The organism is Pedobacter sp. Leaf132 (assembly GCF_920984695.1).
GTDB lineage: Bacteria > Bacteroidota > Bacteroidia > Sphingobacteriales > Sphingobacteriaceae > Pedobacter.
On the sequence record NZ_CAKLBO010000012.1, the window covers coordinates 1 to 16,885 of the forward strand.

Below are 16,885 nucleotides of genomic sequence, written 5' to 3' on the forward strand. Positions count from 1 at the left end.
TTAAACAGGACTTGAAAGATCAATTCTAAAATGCCATTTAGTACAACAACTTCTGCTTTTTTCAAGCAACAACTCTGGGGGTCAATTTAAAATTGGCGAAAGGGGGTCAAATTTATTGGTATATGCAATTATAAACCTGAAAAGTTTCTTGTAGCGCCTTTTTTGCCGATTCACCTAAGGAATTGCCTTTTGCACTGCAAACCCATTTATATAAGAAAATAAGTAAGATCAGAATCAGCGGAAATAATACAAGTAAAAACTTCCATAGACCTATCTCCATGTCTTTCGCAAATGCGGTAACCGAGGGAACATAAACAATCAGGAATAGCGAAAGAATAAATCCGACGCTCAAGGATGGCCTGTTTACTGTAGTGACCTCTTTCTCTTTAGCTAAAAGCCTTTTGTATTTTTCTTTCCATTTATGTTTATCGGCGACCAAGTCTGTACTGTCGGCGCAGAGATGATCGGTTAATTCTATCAAAATTGATCTGCGCTGATCATCCTCCTGGTGCCCCCAGACATCGTAAAGGAAAAAAGCATGATTTTTCATCCGTTTTTCCAACATCCTGACAAGGTTGCTTTTCCCTGTACCCCAACCGCCATCGATTCCAACAATCTGGAACTGGTCGTCAACTAGTACTTCTTCAAGTACCGTTGCTATCTTTTCCTGGGACTTCCCTTCAAACAAGTCTTCCCCTAACGGTACATTGCTTAGAAATTTTGGTTTATCGGTTTTCTCCATGGTATAGAAGTTTTGGCACCTGCATGCAATATCCATCGTAAAAAAAAGGATATGGAGATAAAGATGAGAGCTATTTTTTTTCTAAATTATATATAATATACCGATTTCAAAAATATTCCCTGCTGACTGCTAACCTCGCTCTTCGAGATGTTGAGCAAAGCGTATCTCGAAGTAACAATGAAAACAGATTTGCAATCTATACATTAAAAATTAGTCTTATTTATTAGAGATTTTTTGAGCAAAGCATTTCTAAATAAGTTGAACAAAGTGAATAGCGCAGGGCAGGATTGTAATAAGTAACTTGTTGTATGCAAATCTGCGTTAAACAGCTACCTATCTATACAATTTTATTAAGTTTTGTTTTGTTAACATCACTTAAGCTTAATGCACAACCAACTACGGGTTGCGGTAAGAACCTTACTGGTATCATACACTACAATAGAAATGGATTTGGCACCGGTGCGGGGAACACTTCTAAATTCAAATATGATGTGTCTCCTTTTTCCACGCTAACAACGAATACTGCTGTTTGTCCGCGATTTACTGTCTTCTCTCTCAGAGTGCCAACAACACTTTGCTGCATAAATACGGATTGTGGTATTGACAATTTTCTGTATGATTTCACAAATATTCAGTGTCCCTTAGACGACTACACTCCTATTCTATTTATTTCAATTGGAGCATTAGGGTTACTTGTGATTAGAAAAAGAAAGTAATAAAAAAAAGCCTTCAAGTAATTGAGGGCTTTTTAACCAAACTAACCAAAGTATGAATCACCATAGGTTGATGATGCTATATTAACCAAGTAATGTTACAATTGTTTTAAATTTATTATAAAATAAAAGAGTTAGCCGAAATACGCCGGCACTTTAATACAGGCGTTATAATCATTTTAATGCTCTAACTGGCATTTAAGCTGTTAAATCTTCAATCGTTTTCCATGAAACCTTCTTAAATGAAAATATGAAATTGTGCCAACAACAATGATTAAATAAATTATGTAATCATCTAATGGCACGGGGCAAGCACTAGTAAATGGAGATGAGACAGTTGGATAATATATCCCATTTCGAGTTACCCCAGATTCAGTCACACTGCAAGTTCCATTAGCAGTGCTTGTAATACTTACATAAGTATGTGGCCCACAAACGCCTTCCCATCTAACAAAATTACGTCCATTACCTGGTAGAAATGTTCTTGCTCCTGCCCCAGTTGGCGCATTAAAAACCCTATTGAAATTGTTATAATTATCTATAGCACAACCCTGTGCATTTGAATCTACTTGTCCTATGACCAATAAACAAAGAAACATTAAGTATATCCATTTAACGCTCATATTATTCACGATTTCGTATGAAAAGTTCACTGAAAGATGATTCTAATATTCCGGTGTACCACAGCACTACTAATACCATTAACACTACTAAAAGAAAATTATATTTTTCCAAACTGAGATATATGATGCGATAGCCACTATTCTGCATGGGATCAAATAGTTATAATGCATTTTGCACCATTTCAATAGCATTATCATATTTAATTTAGTAGGGGTGGCGCAAGATATACAATAAGTATTCTTACAATACGGCGCTGTAGGATAATAAATACAACCCTAAAGAATGAAAGCACAACTAGATGTTTTAATCCCGCTCTTCGTGATTTTCTTTAAGTGCCTTTGGCAGCAAAAATTACAACATATTTGCAATCTATTAAGAAAGAAAATCCAGATCTTCGAAATGTTAAGCGAAGCGCATTTCGTTAACTGTTAATACAGATTTTTAATCAGCTGATGTGAATTTTATAAGGAAGTATAGGAAGAAGGCTGTGAATTAAGCATCATCATCGGTATTTAATGGCAACAATAAATCTGAATCATTGTTAGGCTTTTTTAAAGTAGATACAGCATTCACCCGCTTACCTACTTGCACCCTTTTCATAAGTTCTTGAGGAAAAGGATCTAGTACGCTCATTTTGCTTTCAAGCGATAATGTTTTACTTAACCATATTTCTTCTTCCGTTTTAGTTAAAATAACGGGCATGCGTTTTTTAACATGTATTTCGGCCACTAATGGATTAGCTTCTGTAGTTAAGATGCCATAGGTGCGGAATGCCTCTTTTGTTTCTGGGTCAACCCATTGAGACCATAAGCCTGCAAAGCAAAATAACTTTCTATCCTTAACGGTAAAACGGTAAGGCTGCTGTTCTCCTCTTTGATCCTTCTTCCATTCGTAGAAACCATCGGCCATTACTAAGCATGTTTTATGATGAACTAAAAGTGGCCGCCACAACTTACTTTCCATAGCCGTTTCACTTTTAATGTTCCAGGTATCTCGGGTTAACTTTAAGCTATCGGCAAAGTGAGGCACAATACCAAAACTCATTTGCTGTATAATATCTGGTTCATCAGCTGTGATAACCAATCCTTTCTGTGTAATGGCTAGATTATAATTTGGTGTCCACTCTCCTTGAATTTGATGTGGATGTGTTTTGAGAATTTCTTTTTCCTCAGCAGTTAGGGTATATCTGGCACACATGATTACTATTTAAATTGATAACACGCTATGCCACTATATGGTTTTACTTCTTTTTTCGCCTGGCTTTTGGTTTGTCAGAAATTTGGTTTAATGTAGAAGCCTCCTTTATCAGATATTTTTTGATTAGCGCTAATAGTTCTTTCATATTATTTTACTTTTATTATGTCGTTCCAGTTTGTTGTGTAACAGGGTTTGAGAAACTCTCGTTTCATTGTCCACTTTTGCTTTAATCCTTCGCCAGCCATTCTTAAAGTGCCAGCCCCGTAATGCATATTCAACTTATCCAATACCTTCGAAACCTTATCGTGTTTTACACCTTTAAATTCATTAAAGATGTTCAGTTGCACTTCTGATTCAGGGATTAATCCTGTGGCATTTACTTCTACCTTTTGATACTGATAACCGCGTAAATAGATTTTCTTTAAACCCCAAAGTGCGGTATTAATTAAATCAACTGTATTATTTATAGGGTGTTCCAATGGTATTGAAATACTAGGATAAGCTTGTAACTTTTGGTCTACAAATTTATTAGTCAGCAATTTTACAGAAAGTACTGTGGCGCATAACTTTTCCTTACGCAGTTTACTGGCAAGCCTTGCCGCATAACTTGATGTAGCTTCTTTAAGTTGATTATAATCGGTTGTAAGTTTTCCAAATGCCCTGCTGGTGCACATGCCTTTTTTTGGATCAAGAACGGTTTTTAATGGGATACAACTTTCACCCCAAAGCTCACGCCACATCCTTACCCCTACTATCGTCATGTGAGCTTGTACCCAATCAACTGGTAACGCCCTGAATTGTGCAGCGGTTTCAATACCGCCCTTAATAAGTTTATGTGCAAATTGCCTCCCTACACCCCATAAATCTTCAACTGGATAGTGCTCCAATGCAGCAGCAATTTGTTCTGCACTTTCAAGTACCATTACACCGTTATTTTTTTTGGAAGTTTTATTAGCAACCTTTGCCAATACCTTAGTTGGTGCAATTCCTATACTGATTGGTATTCCTGTATTGTTAATCACAGTGTCTCTAATTTCTTTGCCATAGGCACTTAAATTATCAAAACCACTCAGCCCTAAGAAACATTCATCAATACTGTATACCTCTACATCAGGTGTAAATCTTGCTAGATTAGTCATAACCCTTGCACTGATATCTCCATACAAAGTATAATGACTGCTAAAAACAGCTATATTATGTTTAGCAATCTCTTCACGTATCTTAAAAAATGGTGCGCCCATTGCAATACCGCAGGCTTTTGCCTCATTACTCCTGGCAATTACACATCCGTCATTATTGCTCAACACAACTACGGGTACGCTATTGTATTGTGGTTCAAATAGTCGATGGCAACTTGCGTAGAAATTATTACAATCTGCTAGTGCGAACATGCGTATTAGAATGTGGTAAGCAAGTCCAGGTTACCGCACCAAATATGGTAATCATTTTACCAGTGATATTCATGCAGGCATCCATACTATCATTAATACACAGATAAGTATTTTCACCTTTAATAATCAGTTTTCGGGTAAGCCACTCATCATCAACACAACAAACAATTAATTTCCCTGAGCTTACTGGCACCGATTTATCAACCACAATTATACTCCCTTTCATAATGCCATAATAACGCATATGATCATCATCCGCTTCAAAGTAGAAAGTATTCGTGGGGTCGGTAACAATCCTTTGTGCGATATGCAATCTACGCTGTTTATAATCTTCAGCAGGTGATATAAAGCCAGAAACTTTTCCCGGATTATCCAATGTTTCCAGTGCACTATTCTTTGGTATTTCTAATTGTCTTATCATAATACTTAAACTTAAACACAACAAAATTACTAAATATATTAGTAATACAAAGGTGAGTTTTCAACACTCTAAATCAGAATAACACCATTTATTGGCTTTAATAAACAATTGTTTTTTTGTTATAAATTATATTTGGCAATTACTAAATTAATTAGCAATTTTGAATTATGATAAGTAAAAATGGATATCAGCGTATAGTAAATATTGGTAAAGATTTAATCGTTTTGAATAAAGTCGAAGGTTCCGATAATTTAATCAGGGTAATGATAAACAGTAAATTCGTTGGTTTCATGGAGAAAAAAAATGGTGAATATTATCGCCTTGATGGGCATGATATCCATAATCTAATATTTGCCCGGTTATGCCAAATGCTTTCTTAATATTCACGCCATCCATTATTAAGGATGGTAAACGTATTACTATTAATTAAATAGGCTAAAATTTGATGACTTATTAGAATCATTAAAATTTGTATAAGTTAAACTAATACCATTATCGTTATCGAATTCCACATCATAATTTCGATCAATTACCGAATATCGCTTCTTATCATGTAAGTTATTATATTTAATTCTGAAAAAACCTCTCAAGTTTCTTTCTTTTAGTGCAGAAAACAGCACACTATGTGTTTCATTATGGTTAGGGCAGAGATGTATTTTAGGAAACGAAATTGGCAATTTCTCGGCTGGGTTCAGTATAATCTTATTCAAAATATTCTCCTCTGATGATAGCTTACCATTATTGTCCTCCAAGATAAATTGCTCAAAAACAATCTCTACAGGGGTATGCCCTATGTTTTCAATATCTCCTTTCATTTCCAATGTTTCTGCACTGTATTCCATAACATTCCTTTTAACATCAGGGGCTATAATATTAATGTTGCCTGTAAGTTTAAAGTTAACTACACCTTTATTTTCAGTATAAAATTGTTCATTACTAAGTTTAAGTTGCCAAACAGTAAATATCAATCCTAGTGAAGTCAAAATTGTTGATAAGGCAACAGCAAGGTTTATTATATAAGGCAATTCTTTCTTATCTTTTTTTTCCGGCGTCTTAGTTTCTTTAATAAGAGGCGCCTTGATAACTCTATCCTTGGTGTATATTTTAAAAAAATTCATATTTGAGGGCGATTAAGACTCTAATATACTGAAATTAAGGCTATAACATAAAGTAATATTGCAAAAATGCTTCATTAGATGATAATATACTGTAATTAAAGATCATTAGATTAAAGTAATATAATTGTAGTTTCTAGGTATAATCATATATGCTCTATATTCAAAACATATCATTGAATATAAATAAGAAAACTTTTTTAAGATTTGATACAATTGGTAGAAATCTATTTGATTGTTACAGTATATTAATACTAATATGTAGTAGTAAATTATATCTAAAAATACCTAAATTCAAGTATAGTGTCCATCAAAACGTATAGCTATATTTATGTTCAAAACTGGCAACAAAAAATTAATTAAACTCAACGCTCATGTCAAACCAAAATTTATCATGCTATGCTTCTTCACGCATCAGTTTATGTCTTAAAGTAGATGTTAAACCAATTGAGAATTTAAATATAAGCAAGATTAAAATAGCCTACATAAACCTGTTAATTCAAAAAAAGATCATTTATGTACTTTTCCCCATAATATTTTTCAGCTGTAAAACACACAAAGAGATTTTTGAAAAAGGCCTTACATATGATAATTTCAGAAATTTTGTTCCAGTAGATCCAATTGAATACGATGATAAAATACAGTTGAGTAGCCAGAACCAAATGTATAATAAAGAAATTAAGTTATTAAGTACAGATGAAATACTTGAATTCTTAAATAATGAGACTGTATTGGTTAGCATTGGTAAAGTAACTGCTGAAGGTGGTATTTCTTATACACCTATAACAATTTCAGCAAAGCACTCCAGCTATAAAGTCACAATGGATTACATGAAATTTGCTACCCTTCCTCAAGTTGATGATACTAAAAAATTTATTGGGTTTAATAGAGTCGGAGTAGGTCTTAGACTAATTACACTGTTAACAACTAATGAAGCAGGTATCAATATTGGAGATTTATCATCTATAGGCATTGCTGCTAAGGCAGGTAAGGTCAAGGGCACTATGATGATTGAAGTAGTCGGTATCAAATCGAAAGAGGTCACAACACTCTTACCACTTCCATCTGAAATAAATCAAACAACAATTCAAAATGCGATGCAGGCATTAGCAACTATAAAATCAAAAATTTACGATAAAGATACAAGGTTATATCCACAAGTAATGGCTATAAAGCTGGATACCACTTATTCTAAACGCGTTAGTCCGGAAAAGGATAAACAAATATCAGTAACGACAATAAAGAATGCAAACATGGAAAATGCTTTGATTTTACAAGTTGGCAACAATAAAATGATTGGTAATAGGTATCAGCTTGCTCAAGAATATGAAAATGATGCATTCAAATTATTATTTAGTAGACAAATTGATGAGGCCATTTCAAAGTTCGAGGAATGTGAAACAAAATACCCAGGTTACCATAGTGTTTATGACATCATCAACATTCTAAAAGCGCAAAAATCTCAACTTTCGAATTCAGATTCTGCGAAATGGAGAGAATTATATGCAAGGATCTTAAAAGACTATTCATGGAAACTATCGCCTCAAATTATCAATAAATTGAAGGAGGAAGCTAAATAGCTATATTATCTTTTATTTTAGATCTTTCTTGTTTTTTTATTCTCTTTTTTTAGTCCTCAAGATTAAAAATCTTTCTTAAAAAACACGGGTATACATTTCTGTATACCCGTTCATAAATTATATAAAAGCTGCGCTACTATTATTTTATCTTACTTAACCACTGCAATATTCTGCTTACAAAAAAACTTACACAAGCCCCTAAGGCAGCCAGTAAAACCGTTTGCAATATATTGCTAGGCATTTGCCCAAGTACACTTAGTGATACACCACCAAACATACCCATTTTAGTCTCGCTGTTGCTCATTATTCTCAGTAGCTTTTACAATGCCTGCAAACATGGCAAGATATTGAGCCAGACTAACAATTTTGCCTGGTAACTTAAATGGCGCAACCATTAATATGCCCGCTATACGCCCAGCAATAGCAACACTTTTCTTAACAACTCGTAACCACTTCTTCCCCGAAGATGGAGTTACATTATTTTTCGATTTGATTTTTAAAAAATTTAATAATAGACAAACCCACAATACCCTGCCCTCTGGCATAGGAAATGATGGAAGGAGAAAACATTAAAGTTTCAGAACCAGCTTTCAATAACTTAGCTATAAGGCAACGCGTTATTCCCGATTCTACACCGGGCGCTTGTGTTGCCGCAATCGAACTTTAATGAATTTATCCGCCATCCGATCCACCTGTCCCGAGCATTTCGGGAAGCCTTGGGTTTTTGGTTACTTTTGGGCTATGCCATAAGTGACACCAGCATCTCTATTTCACCGAAGTAATTATCAGGTATACTTTTTCTCCTGCATCCAAAATGGGATAAACCAGATTTTGCAATCTGTCTAAGGCAACTCTACTATAGTTTCCTTTTCCCTCTCCGGTGCATTTAGTCACCGGTGCAATACAACCTTGCAACTCTCTTAATGCAAAATTTGCAGGATGGATCAATATTGCTTCACGGTTTGGAACAATACTTAAAGCAATCTGTAAACCATGTTTTTGATGCTGTCTTTTTATCAACAAATATCGCCCTTCCGGTACATAACTGATATTTTTCTTATTGTTTCGCCACGGCAATTCAATAGTTTCACAAATATGTTCGCCCCTGTAACTTATTTTTCCGTTTGTACCACCTTTGTAATAGGTTCGGTTTAAAACAAGCTCCATTACAAGCCGCTAACTTGGGCAACTACTAAACCATTATAAGCACCATTGCTTAAAATATAGTCAACCCCATTTACGCGTTGGTAAAAGCTAATGCCAAGCAAAAGAAAAATTGGTTTAATTGCGGCAGGCGCAACATTACAACTTAAAATAGTAGCTGGCACTGCAACATCACTAACGGGCAAAGTACTACTGTCCTGCACATTTAATTCAAAAACTCCATCTTCGAAATTGATAACCGCAGTTGCTGCGCTAAGCTTAAAATGGGTAGATCCTCTCGGCGACACAACTAAATCTCTCGCGTTAAATGCCGCAAAATTAATTGTGGCCAGCCCGGCAGCTCTGTCAATGCTTGTGGTGTACGGCATGTTTACCGTAGTACTCATAATTCCGTTAATATTGAATTCAAACCTCGATAAAAGTTCTGTTTTAGCATCAAGTACCAAACGCATGCCTCGCTCGTTAATGGTATCCGCTTGTATAACCTTTAACATCTGCTTAGCCAATCTATTGCTGATTTTATTATCAGCCAACTGACTTGTTAAAGTTTTGAAAGCAGTTCTAAACAGCTTGCCAGCCTTAGCAGCCCTGCCAAACTCTGCACCATTTTCTCTGGTGCGTTGAAACCTTGGATCCTTTGCAATTCTATCTGCCGATATACCGCCTTTTGTACGGGCTTGATATCCATCCTGAGTTTTGTAAAAGGCTAAATCCCCGATTTGTCCTTTTAATTTAATGATTCCTTCCTGACGTGCCATAATATGGTTCTTACATCTGCTTACAAAATTGCAGTCTATTAACTAAAGCAGATTCGCAAACCAACCATTGCTTCGTTAAGAATCATAATTAACCACCTATTTCGTCTGTTTCGCTTTATACGCTTTTAGCTCTTTTATTCGCTTGCAGCCTTTAAATCAAAGCATTAACTTAGTCGTAATTAATAATCGTTCTTTTAGAAAACGCTCGGGCAGGGATAGTAATTTGAAGCATCAGCTAACTAGCTAGGTAGATGAAGCATAGATCAAGTAGGGATAAAGCATAGATAGAGTACTGTAATAGTACTAAATTGGTTTTTCAATATTTTGTTCAAATAAGTTACTAAGGGCACCTCCAATCTGTTTCGGCATCAAACCTTAACACATGAAAAGAGTATGCATTTATCCGAAAGATGTTAGTTTATTAACAGGTAAAAGTTTAAGGCACGCACAAATGATGCTTAAAAATTTGAAACATTTATTAGGTAAAGATAAATTCCAATATGTAACTATTGAGGAGTTTGCAGATTATTCGGGCATCAGTATTGAGCTAATCAGAAAAATTTGATTCGTCTTTATCTAAAAAGTTAGTTGTCCTGTTAATAGAAAACCCGCCCCACATCCCCGGGTTTTTTATCATATCCACAATACTTTATGCTTAAAGGTTCAAAGGAGTTTGCAACAAAAACAATAAATCTTAATGATTTTATAAAGCTCAACATATCAACAACAACCTCAATTCATTGGCTTTTTCGAGCGGTGCCCGGTGTACGCAAGGCAATACAGCCTGCCCGGGATAATCTACCGCCAGTTTCCACAAATGCCCTACACCAAGGTTAACAATTGCGCCACCCGCTTTGGGCTGGTAATGTAAATCAAAAAAATAATCCGATAAAAAATCTTCAAAATCCCCTTCATCACCATCATATATTTCGGCTAATTTTTGTCGGATTTCAGGCAAGAGCACCTTTTGCTCCACATCTTCATTGGCAATAATATCACTGGCAGCCCCGTAATAGGTGCATAAAAAAGTATCCGCAGCTACGGGCGATCGGTCAACATGGAAAGAATAAACATCTGTAGAAATAAAATCGAAGGTATCATCCCGCGGATAAGCTTTAAGCAGATTAAGCGTGGGCTGAGCACCAAAATCTTTTAGGCATTTCAGGTCATTTAAAATTGTGTTCCTCGCCGCACTACCCGCTGCCGATAAATTTAACTTTAATAAATCTTCAGCAGACACTTCCGTAACATCATCTTTAAGTTGTAATTGATGCACAAGCGCTTCAAAATCCCCTTCCGGCTGCCTGGCCCAGCAAACAGCATTTTGCTGTCCCTCAAAAGGGCTTTCAGCCAGTTCAGTAAAGCTCGAAACAACCTTCACCTGGCGGCTGTCAGAAAATTCACGCATGGCTCAATATAAACATTTACCACAAAATTAAAAGAGGATTTTAAAAAAAACCAGCCAGAAAAAAACCGGAACAATAGCCTTTGTTAAAGCCATCATTCCGGTTGTAAAATCTGATAGAGAATTTAAAATCTACACCTAGCGGTTATAGTCTCGATTGGGTTTCACGCACCAGGTTCCCACGGTCAAAATGATGGTGTCTGTAAAAATTTTCACGATCAATTTCTACAATTTCATCCTCCATCCGTAAAGCGGCCGGGCTGCCAATAACCCTTCTGATTTCATCTTCCATTTCATAACTCACCTCATCCATAATATACCTTGGCATGGCAGCATACTGGTCTAAATGGAAATCAGGCACAATAATGGTTTTCGAATCATCAGCCAGGTCGGCTACACCAATAGGGATAAGCACCATTTTTTCTTCGTTAAGCAATGCCAAATCCAGTTCCACAATAATGTAACGGATGGCATTGTTAGCAGGGTCGAAAAGCAGGTCATTCACTTTTCCAATAACCGCACCTGCTTCATTCTGTACCGGCCAGCCCGTAATGTCTGCGCCATCATTGGCAAGGCGGTAGTCTGAAGTGGAAAGCGTTTCTAAATTGCTGTAATTTATACTGTTCGTATGCATATCAATTAGGTTTTAAATAGGTAAATAGATATAAACAAGAACAGCATCGCTTAAAAATAGTTTCATTTTTTAATCGCATGCAGGCCTGCCGCAGCAGGCAAGCCAGTAAAAAAACATGAAATATGGCTTAAAGTATTGAAACAAATCTGCCAAATGCCTTAATAAACACGAACCATAAATTCATCCGTAAAATCGGAATTATAAACCTTAAAGGTAATTTCCCATTCATCCTCTACCAGCTGACCAATAAAAGCACTGAAAACACTTTTAAACCGAAAGAAATCAGTATTTGCCCGGCAGATAACCAGGTATGAACTGTCATTTTCCATAATCACTTCCTGAACCCAGTCGGCCCAGTGGCTTTTAATTTTGCCCGGCAAAAAATTAAAATGCTGTTTATCAATAAAAGAACCAATATGGTTCAATCTCGAAACATCCAGGCTCGAATCGCCAACAGCCACCCAACGGCCGTCTGTTTTATCCAGCGTAGCTAGCAACTCGTCATCATCAAGCACCAGCCACACCGCTCCGCTCACCTGGCGAATCAGCTGGTAGGCCTTTAATCCGGATTGGTCTTCAAATAAATAATCCAGCACCATCATTTTACCTGGGCTGCTCTGGTTGGTTCGGTTAGCGTTCGAAGCGGGTTCCATATTTATCCACAAAATTAATCTGAATGTCTTTTATCTTAATTTCGCTATCCTCATGTATCAGTTCAGCCATATTGCGGATAGATTTGGCATCTTCCTTCGTCGATACAATAATATCGAGCGTTCTTCCGCCACTTTGTACAATGTCGATAATGGGATAATCCTTTAAAGTACTTTTTAAAATATTAATGAGTTTTTCCATGGGCTTGCGCTATATAACCATCAATGGCCTAGAATGTTTTCACACACAATTTATGGCCATAGATCAGAAAAAGGGGCTCATAAATGAACCCCTTTTTTACTGTAAGATGTGTATTAACTATAATGCTTTATGAGCATCTCTTAATGCCTTAATGGTATCATGGCTGGCATTGATACCTTGCTGCTGATCCAGTAAAAGATTTCTAACTTCTTCACCCAGTTCATTTTCCTGTAAAGCATCTCTGTAAGCTTTTTTAATAGCATCCTCACCTCTTTCACATTCCTCTAAAATACTGGTGCGGTCATCACCACCAAAGCTCGATTTAATGTCAATCCAGGCACGGTGTAAACTACCTAAAATGGTATTGCCGGTATCCGGGTTATCACCATGTCTGCCCACTAAACCTGCAAGCTCAGTTACGTTTTTACGGCTTTGAGAAGATAACTGCTCAAATGTTGCTTTCAAATCTATGTTCTCCTCACTGATATCTTTAGCAGCTTTATCAAAGCCATCAGCACGGTCATTATTAATTTCAATTAAGTCATTTAAGACTTCAACGGTTTTTTCTTGATTTTCCATATTTTTATTTTGATAGATTGTATGTAAAACAGCCGTTAATTCGAGATTGTTTTAAAAATAAAAATTCTCAAAAGGTTTATTTCTCTCTCATCCACCTAACATGTCAAAACTTTTATCCACATATCTGCAATTTTGAAAACATATAGGAATAGATATGGTTTCATGATTATGGACAAAACAATGCAGGAAATATTTGATGATTTCGAAAACAAATCAATCCAGGTAGAAGAAGCTAAAAAAGTACTCGATTCAGCTACCCTTCCCGATTTAAAAGATAAGGATTATATTAGTGCAGAAGAGGCCGATGCCCATTTAATCGCAGCAATGGAACGCGAAAGGGCCGAAAAAATATTGGAAGATTTAAGTGCAGAATGGGGAGAAATACAGGATGTATTAGTTGGCAAACTTTGTAAAATTAACACCAAAGTAATGGTAAAAGATAAGCGTGACGGTAGCGATGTGCTTATTCATTGCGAAGGGGGTTATATAATTATCGAAGAAGCAGAAAAATAGATGAGTACATTAACCATACAGGAACAGTTTAACGATTATATATCGCTGCTCAGCGAAGTACACGATATCGACCAGCAACTGGAAGAACAAATTAATGAAGTGGAAATATTTAATCTTCGTGAAAAACGGATGTATCGTAAAAACAGGTTAAAGCTTTTGAAAGCACAGCTGATAGAATCTTTATCAAAACTGGGCACTAAATACCCGATACACAATTACCTGGCCAGCAAAACCACCTACATTTGGGTAGAAGACAACAAGTTGCAGATAGCATATTACTAAAACTCAGGCTCTTCAGCACCAGCGTCATTTGTTGAGGAGCCCTGTCCCTCAGTCCATTCGCCTATACCCATTCTTTTGGTGAGCAGGGTAAACACACCCATAGGCAAAATATAACCCGGGGTATGGGTCCAGCCCTCCTCGGTAAGTTCTAAAATACCTTTATAGGCACCGTCTATATAAATTCTAAATTGTTTTTTATCAGGAGCTATTCTATTGACAACGATGGTGCGACTTTTAAAGACGATAATGCGTGTCCCGGTTTGCGGGTTACTGAACATGAGGGCGTGTATCTGGTTAATTGGGTGATAAATATATTGAATAAATTCAGTAACAATTACGATATTCCTATTGGTGCTGTGATTAAGAAATCTAGGCCAATGCTTATCCCCTTTTTGTTCGATTGCTAATTAACCGGATGCAATTTATTACGTACAAATACGCAGTAAATTAGCACTTTCCTCAACGTAGCAAAAGGCGATTTATTTGTACTTTTGCCACTAAGATAATGAATAGCGAAGGTTTAAGCAGGTACTTGGTTGCCCAAAACGAAACATATATGAGGGCGGTAGACGAACTCAAAAACGGTAGAAAAGAAAGCCATTGGATGTGGTACATTTTCCCGCAGTTAAAAGGTTTGGGTAAAAGCGAAACTGCACAGTTCTACGGGCTCAACGATTTGGCAGAAGCACAGGCTTTTCTCCAGCATCCCGTACTCGGCGAAAACCTTTTGGAGATAACTAAAATTACCCTGAACATTAAGGATAAATCTGCCCTCGATATTTTTGGAAACCCCGATAACCTTAAACTCCGCTCCTGCATGTCCTTGTTTGCACAGCTGGAAGAGGCAAATCCACTTTGTCAACAGGTGTTGGATAAGTATTTTAATGGCGAAGCCGACCAACAGACTTTATCCATACTTCAGAATCAAGCGTAAAACATTAGCCTAAATCTTCCGTATTTAAATCATCTAAACTCGTGTGCGTACTGGGTAATGATTTTTTAACAACCGTAAAAGTTCCGTTAAGCTCCATAACAACAGCCTGCACGTCTTCCATACGGTAGAGCCTGTACTTCCGGATTTCGGCATAAACCTCCTCTTCTGTAATCACCTCCTTGTCCATCGCATCCCTTATAAATTGCCCGTTGTAAAAAAGAAGGGTTGGAGAAGAATTAATAATCGCTTCAGCTGCCGCAGATTTTCTGGCTGTCCAGGCAAGCGCATATTGCAGTAAAATAATAATGAGCAAAGCAACCAAACCCTCCGCTATCGTAACTTTGGCTAATATCATCGAAGATAAGGTAGAACCCAAAGTAACCGTCACTACAAAATCAAATGCATTAAGTTTAGCAAGCGTTCGTTTACCGGAAATGCGGATGAAAATAAAAAGTGTGATATAACCTATAAAAGCACAAAGCGCAATGTTTGCCAAACTCTGCCAATCTTTAAAAAATAATTTTTCCATATTTACACATTGTGGATTTACCAAAAAAAACAGGCAGTGAGCAAAGCCTACTGCCTGTTGAAATCAAATTGCATTTACGGACGCTTATCTCCTGCCTATAAATAACCTGAAGCCTGCACTTTAGTTTTCCCTAATTCACAACCTGCAGCACTTTTCCTTTTTAAATTTTAGCCTTAAACCACCCAATGTTTAAACTAAATTTTTATTCTTAATAAGTGTAAAAATTTGCGAACTATTAATATAGGGAAAGGTTATCTAAGAAACTTTGCTATGAAAGAAATCTTGGAAGGATTAAAGCTATTGCTTGGAGATAAGGTGAAAGACATTTATCAATACAACCAAATGGAGATAAATTTAATGCTCTTTAAACCCGAAGACTTGGATAGCATTTACAGCCAGACAGAAACTTTCATACAGCAGTTAAATCCTGCTTACACCTTCACAAAAATTAACTTTATCAATTATAAAGAAGAAGTTTTAAAGTCGTTTTCCCTTTTACAATAATCCGGGTTTAACCTTCTGATTTTACCAGACTGCGCAGGCATTGCAGGTTTTCGAGCGCCGAACCCATCGTATTATTAAAATAAGCATATACCTTTTTGCCCTGAGCCATCCAGTCGATGATATAACTTGCATATTCTGCTAAAATAGTTTCATCATAACTGCTGCGGTAGTTACCATCCGGCCCATGGAAACGTAAATAAACAAAATCTGGATGTGTATCCAACAACGGACTTGGAGCAGCTTGCTTATCATGGAGAACCATACCTGCATCATGTTCTGCCAGGAGTGTGTAAACTTCAGGCTGGTAAAGCACATTGTTCCTAAATTCTACCGCAACTTTCCACCGCTTTCCAAGGTTATGTTCCTGCACAATCGATAACAAGGCATGTATTTTATCAAGCTGATGCCCAATACTCGGCGGAAACTGAAGGAGCAAACAGCCCTTTTTATCCCCAACACCATTCAATGCCGACATATAATCTGCAACAACCTGTGGCTCAAAATCTAAACCTTTACTATGGCTGATGCCCTTAAAAAGCTTAAAGCTAAACTCAAAATTTTCGGGAACCAATGTTGCCCATTTTTGCAAAGTAACAGCCCTTGGTATTTTATAAAAACTGCTATTTACCTCAATCGAATTATACAGAGCGCCATAATACGCCATCCTCGGTTTGTCTTGAAACGCTTCAGGATAGTGCAGTTTATTTGGCACCGGCAATAGCAATCCACTGCTACCGCTGTAATAATTTGAAATCATATTGGAAATTACATCACCCATAGTGCAAACTGGTAAAGGCTGTTTTATAACATCAAAAGAAATACATAAGGCAACACAACTTTTATGTTCAGCTACCTTTCATTATCAGAACCTTTTTTAAGATGATTTGTTCAGGTATTAAATCATAAAAGTAAAATGATAAGGGACAATTGTTTTCAGTGGATGCCGCA

Annotated in this window: 25 protein-coding genes; 7 read left to right on the plus strand and 18 right to left on the minus strand. The window is 36.6% G+C overall.

Annotation, left to right across the window (positions count from 1 at the left end; genetic code table 11):
• Positions 1–112 precede the first annotated feature (112 nt).
• The 5 genes from LUA86_RS17180 to LUA86_RS17200 all read right to left on the minus strand — a co-directional run bounded on the left by LUA86_RS17180 (position 113) and on the right by LUA86_RS17200 (position 5,088).
• A complete protein-coding gene (locus tag LUA86_RS17180; protein WP_231465074.1) occupies positions 113–742 on the minus strand; it encodes a P-loop NTPase fold protein in 630 nt (209 codons plus the stop codon).
• Positions 743–1,661: 919 nt separating this feature from the next.
• Positions 1,662–2,039: a hypothetical protein gene (locus LUA86_RS17185; RefSeq protein WP_231465076.1), complete on the minus strand. Its 378-nt coding sequence runs from the start codon at positions 2,037–2,039 to the stop codon at positions 1,662–1,664.
• Positions 2,040–2,571: 532 nt separating this feature from the next.
• Positions 2,572–3,276 carry an SOS response-associated peptidase gene (locus LUA86_RS17190; RefSeq protein WP_231465078.1) on the minus strand — a complete coding sequence of 235 codons (705 nt, stop codon included), beginning with the start codon at positions 3,274–3,276 and terminating at the stop codon, positions 2,572–2,574.
• Between the two features lie 146 nt (positions 3,277–3,422).
• Entirely contained in the window at positions 3,423–4,667 is a 1,245-nt protein-coding gene (locus LUA86_RS17195; RefSeq protein WP_231465079.1) for a Y-family DNA polymerase, read from the minus strand.
• Positions 4,645–5,088 (minus strand): LexA family transcriptional regulator, encoded by a 444-nt coding sequence (locus LUA86_RS17200; protein ID WP_231465081.1) that lies wholly within the window; start codon positions 5,086–5,088, stop codon positions 4,645–4,647. Before LUA86_RS17200 ends, LUA86_RS17195 begins: the two co-directional genes overlap by 23 nt.
• A gap of 167 nt (positions 5,089–5,255) precedes the next feature.
• Here LUA86_RS17200 and LUA86_RS17205 point away from each other — a divergent pair, with 167 nt between their 5' ends.
• A complete protein-coding gene (locus LUA86_RS17205; RefSeq protein ID WP_231465083.1) occupies positions 5,256–5,468 on the plus strand; it encodes a hypothetical protein in 213 nt (70 codons plus the stop codon).
• A gap of 42 nt (positions 5,469–5,510) precedes the next feature.
• On the opposite strand, the gene LUA86_RS17210 is transcribed toward LUA86_RS17205, so the two are convergent.
• Positions 5,511–6,206 (minus strand): hypothetical protein, encoded by a 696-nt coding sequence (locus LUA86_RS17210; RefSeq protein WP_231465085.1) that lies wholly within the window; start codon positions 6,204–6,206, stop codon positions 5,511–5,513.
• 371 nt (positions 6,207–6,577) lie between these two features.
• On the opposite strand from LUA86_RS17210, the gene LUA86_RS17215 reads away from it, so the two are divergent.
• Positions 6,578–7,783 (plus strand): hypothetical protein, encoded by a 1,206-nt coding sequence (locus tag LUA86_RS17215; RefSeq protein ID WP_231465087.1) that lies wholly within the window; start codon positions 6,578–6,580, stop codon positions 7,781–7,783.
• Positions 7,784–7,922: 139 nt separating this feature from the next.
• Here the strand turns inward: LUA86_RS17215 and LUA86_RS17220 are convergent, their stop codons facing one another.
• The 4 genes from LUA86_RS17220 to LUA86_RS17235 all read right to left on the minus strand — a co-directional run bounded on the left by LUA86_RS17220 (position 7,923) and on the right by LUA86_RS17235 (position 9,705).
• Entirely contained in the window at positions 7,923–8,087 is a 165-nt protein-coding gene (locus LUA86_RS17220) for a hypothetical protein (protein ID WP_231465089.1), read from the minus strand.
• Positions 8,068–8,328 carry a hypothetical protein gene (locus LUA86_RS17225; RefSeq protein WP_231465091.1) on the minus strand — a complete coding sequence of 87 codons (261 nt, stop codon included), beginning with the start codon at positions 8,326–8,328 and terminating at the stop codon, positions 8,068–8,070. The genes LUA86_RS17220 and LUA86_RS17225 overlap by 20 nt, the downstream gene beginning before the upstream one ends.
• Positions 8,329–8,548: 220 nt before the next feature.
• A complete protein-coding gene (locus LUA86_RS17230) occupies positions 8,549–8,950 on the minus strand; it encodes a DUF5675 family protein (protein WP_231465093.1) in 402 nt (133 codons plus the stop codon).
• Positions 8,950–9,705: a hypothetical protein gene (locus tag LUA86_RS17235; protein ID WP_231465095.1), complete on the minus strand. Its 756-nt coding sequence runs from the start codon at positions 9,703–9,705 to the stop codon at positions 8,950–8,952. The genes LUA86_RS17230 and LUA86_RS17235 overlap by 1 nt, the downstream gene beginning before the upstream one ends.
• 382 nt (positions 9,706–10,087) lie before the next feature.
• Here LUA86_RS17235 and LUA86_RS17240 point away from each other — a divergent pair, with 382 nt between their 5' ends.
• Positions 10,088–10,270 carry a hypothetical protein gene (locus LUA86_RS17240; RefSeq protein WP_231465097.1) on the plus strand — a complete coding sequence of 61 codons (183 nt, stop codon included), beginning with the start codon at positions 10,088–10,090 and terminating at the stop codon, positions 10,268–10,270.
• A 147-nt stretch (positions 10,271–10,417) separates the two neighbouring features.
• On the opposite strand, the gene LUA86_RS17245 is transcribed toward LUA86_RS17240, so the two are convergent.
• The 5 genes from LUA86_RS17245 to LUA86_RS17265 all read right to left on the minus strand — a co-directional run bounded on the left by LUA86_RS17245 (position 10,418) and on the right by LUA86_RS17265 (position 13,175).
• Positions 10,418–11,113: a DUF1826 domain-containing protein gene (locus LUA86_RS17245; RefSeq protein WP_231465099.1), complete on the minus strand. Its 696-nt coding sequence runs from the start codon at positions 11,111–11,113 to the stop codon at positions 10,418–10,420.
• Positions 11,114–11,255: 142 nt separating this feature from the next.
• Positions 11,256–11,744, minus strand: coding sequence for a PRC-barrel domain-containing protein (locus LUA86_RS17250; protein ID WP_231465101.1), 489 nt, complete (start codon positions 11,742–11,744; stop codon positions 11,256–11,258).
• A 158-nt stretch (positions 11,745–11,902) separates the two neighbouring features.
• Complete coding sequence (locus tag LUA86_RS17255) at positions 11,903–12,397, minus strand: hypothetical protein (RefSeq protein WP_231465103.1); 495 nt, start codon at positions 12,395–12,397, stop codon at positions 11,903–11,905.
• On the minus strand, positions 12,375–12,596 hold the full coding sequence (locus LUA86_RS17260; protein WP_231465105.1) for a hypothetical protein: 222 nt from the start codon (positions 12,594–12,596) through the stop codon (positions 12,375–12,377). The genes LUA86_RS17255 and LUA86_RS17260 overlap by 23 nt, the downstream gene beginning before the upstream one ends.
• 117 nt (positions 12,597–12,713) lie before the next feature.
• A complete protein-coding gene (locus LUA86_RS17265) occupies positions 12,714–13,175 on the minus strand; it encodes a PA2169 family four-helix-bundle protein (protein WP_231465107.1) in 462 nt (153 codons plus the stop codon).
• 168 nt (positions 13,176–13,343) lie between these two features.
• On the opposite strand from LUA86_RS17265, the gene LUA86_RS17270 reads away from it, so the two are divergent.
• Together LUA86_RS17270 and LUA86_RS17275 are read left to right on the plus strand one after the other, a co-directional pair.
• The gene (locus LUA86_RS17270) at positions 13,344–13,688 is read left to right on the plus strand and encodes a hypothetical protein (RefSeq protein ID WP_231465109.1); all 345 of its coding nucleotides are present in this window, start codon (positions 13,344–13,346) and stop codon (positions 13,686–13,688) included.
• Entirely contained in the window at positions 13,689–13,970 is a 282-nt protein-coding gene (locus tag LUA86_RS17275) for a hypothetical protein (RefSeq protein ID WP_231465111.1), read from the plus strand.
• Here LUA86_RS17275 and LUA86_RS17280 read toward each other — a convergent pair.
• Positions 13,967–14,248: a hypothetical protein gene (locus LUA86_RS17280; RefSeq protein ID WP_231465113.1), complete on the minus strand. Its 282-nt coding sequence runs from the start codon at positions 14,246–14,248 to the stop codon at positions 13,967–13,969. The two genes, LUA86_RS17275 and LUA86_RS17280, sit on opposite strands and share 4 nt — an antisense overlap.
• 227 nt (positions 14,249–14,475) lie before the next feature.
• Here LUA86_RS17280 and LUA86_RS17285 point away from each other — a divergent pair, with 227 nt between their 5' ends.
• Positions 14,476–14,904, plus strand: a complete 429-nt coding sequence (locus tag LUA86_RS17285) for a DUF1810 domain-containing protein (protein WP_231465115.1) — start codon at positions 14,476–14,478, stop codon at positions 14,902–14,904.
• Between the two features lie 4 nt (positions 14,905–14,908).
• Here the strand turns inward: LUA86_RS17285 and LUA86_RS17290 are convergent, their stop codons facing one another.
• The gene (locus LUA86_RS17290; protein ID WP_231465117.1) at positions 14,909–15,433 is read right to left on the minus strand and encodes a DUF421 domain-containing protein; all 525 of its coding nucleotides are present in this window, start codon (positions 15,431–15,433) and stop codon (positions 14,909–14,911) included.
• A 270-nt stretch (positions 15,434–15,703) separates the two neighbouring features.
• On the opposite strand from LUA86_RS17290, the gene LUA86_RS17295 reads away from it, so the two are divergent.
• Positions 15,704–15,937, plus strand: coding sequence for a hypothetical protein (locus LUA86_RS17295; RefSeq protein WP_231465119.1), 234 nt, complete (start codon positions 15,704–15,706; stop codon positions 15,935–15,937).
• Positions 15,938–15,944: 7 nt separating this feature from the next.
• Here the strand turns inward: LUA86_RS17295 and LUA86_RS17300 are convergent, their stop codons facing one another.
• Positions 15,945–16,715, minus strand: a complete 771-nt coding sequence (locus LUA86_RS17300) for a DUF72 domain-containing protein (protein WP_231465120.1) — start codon at positions 16,713–16,715, stop codon at positions 15,945–15,947.
• Between the last annotated feature and the right edge of the window lie 170 nt (positions 16,716–16,885).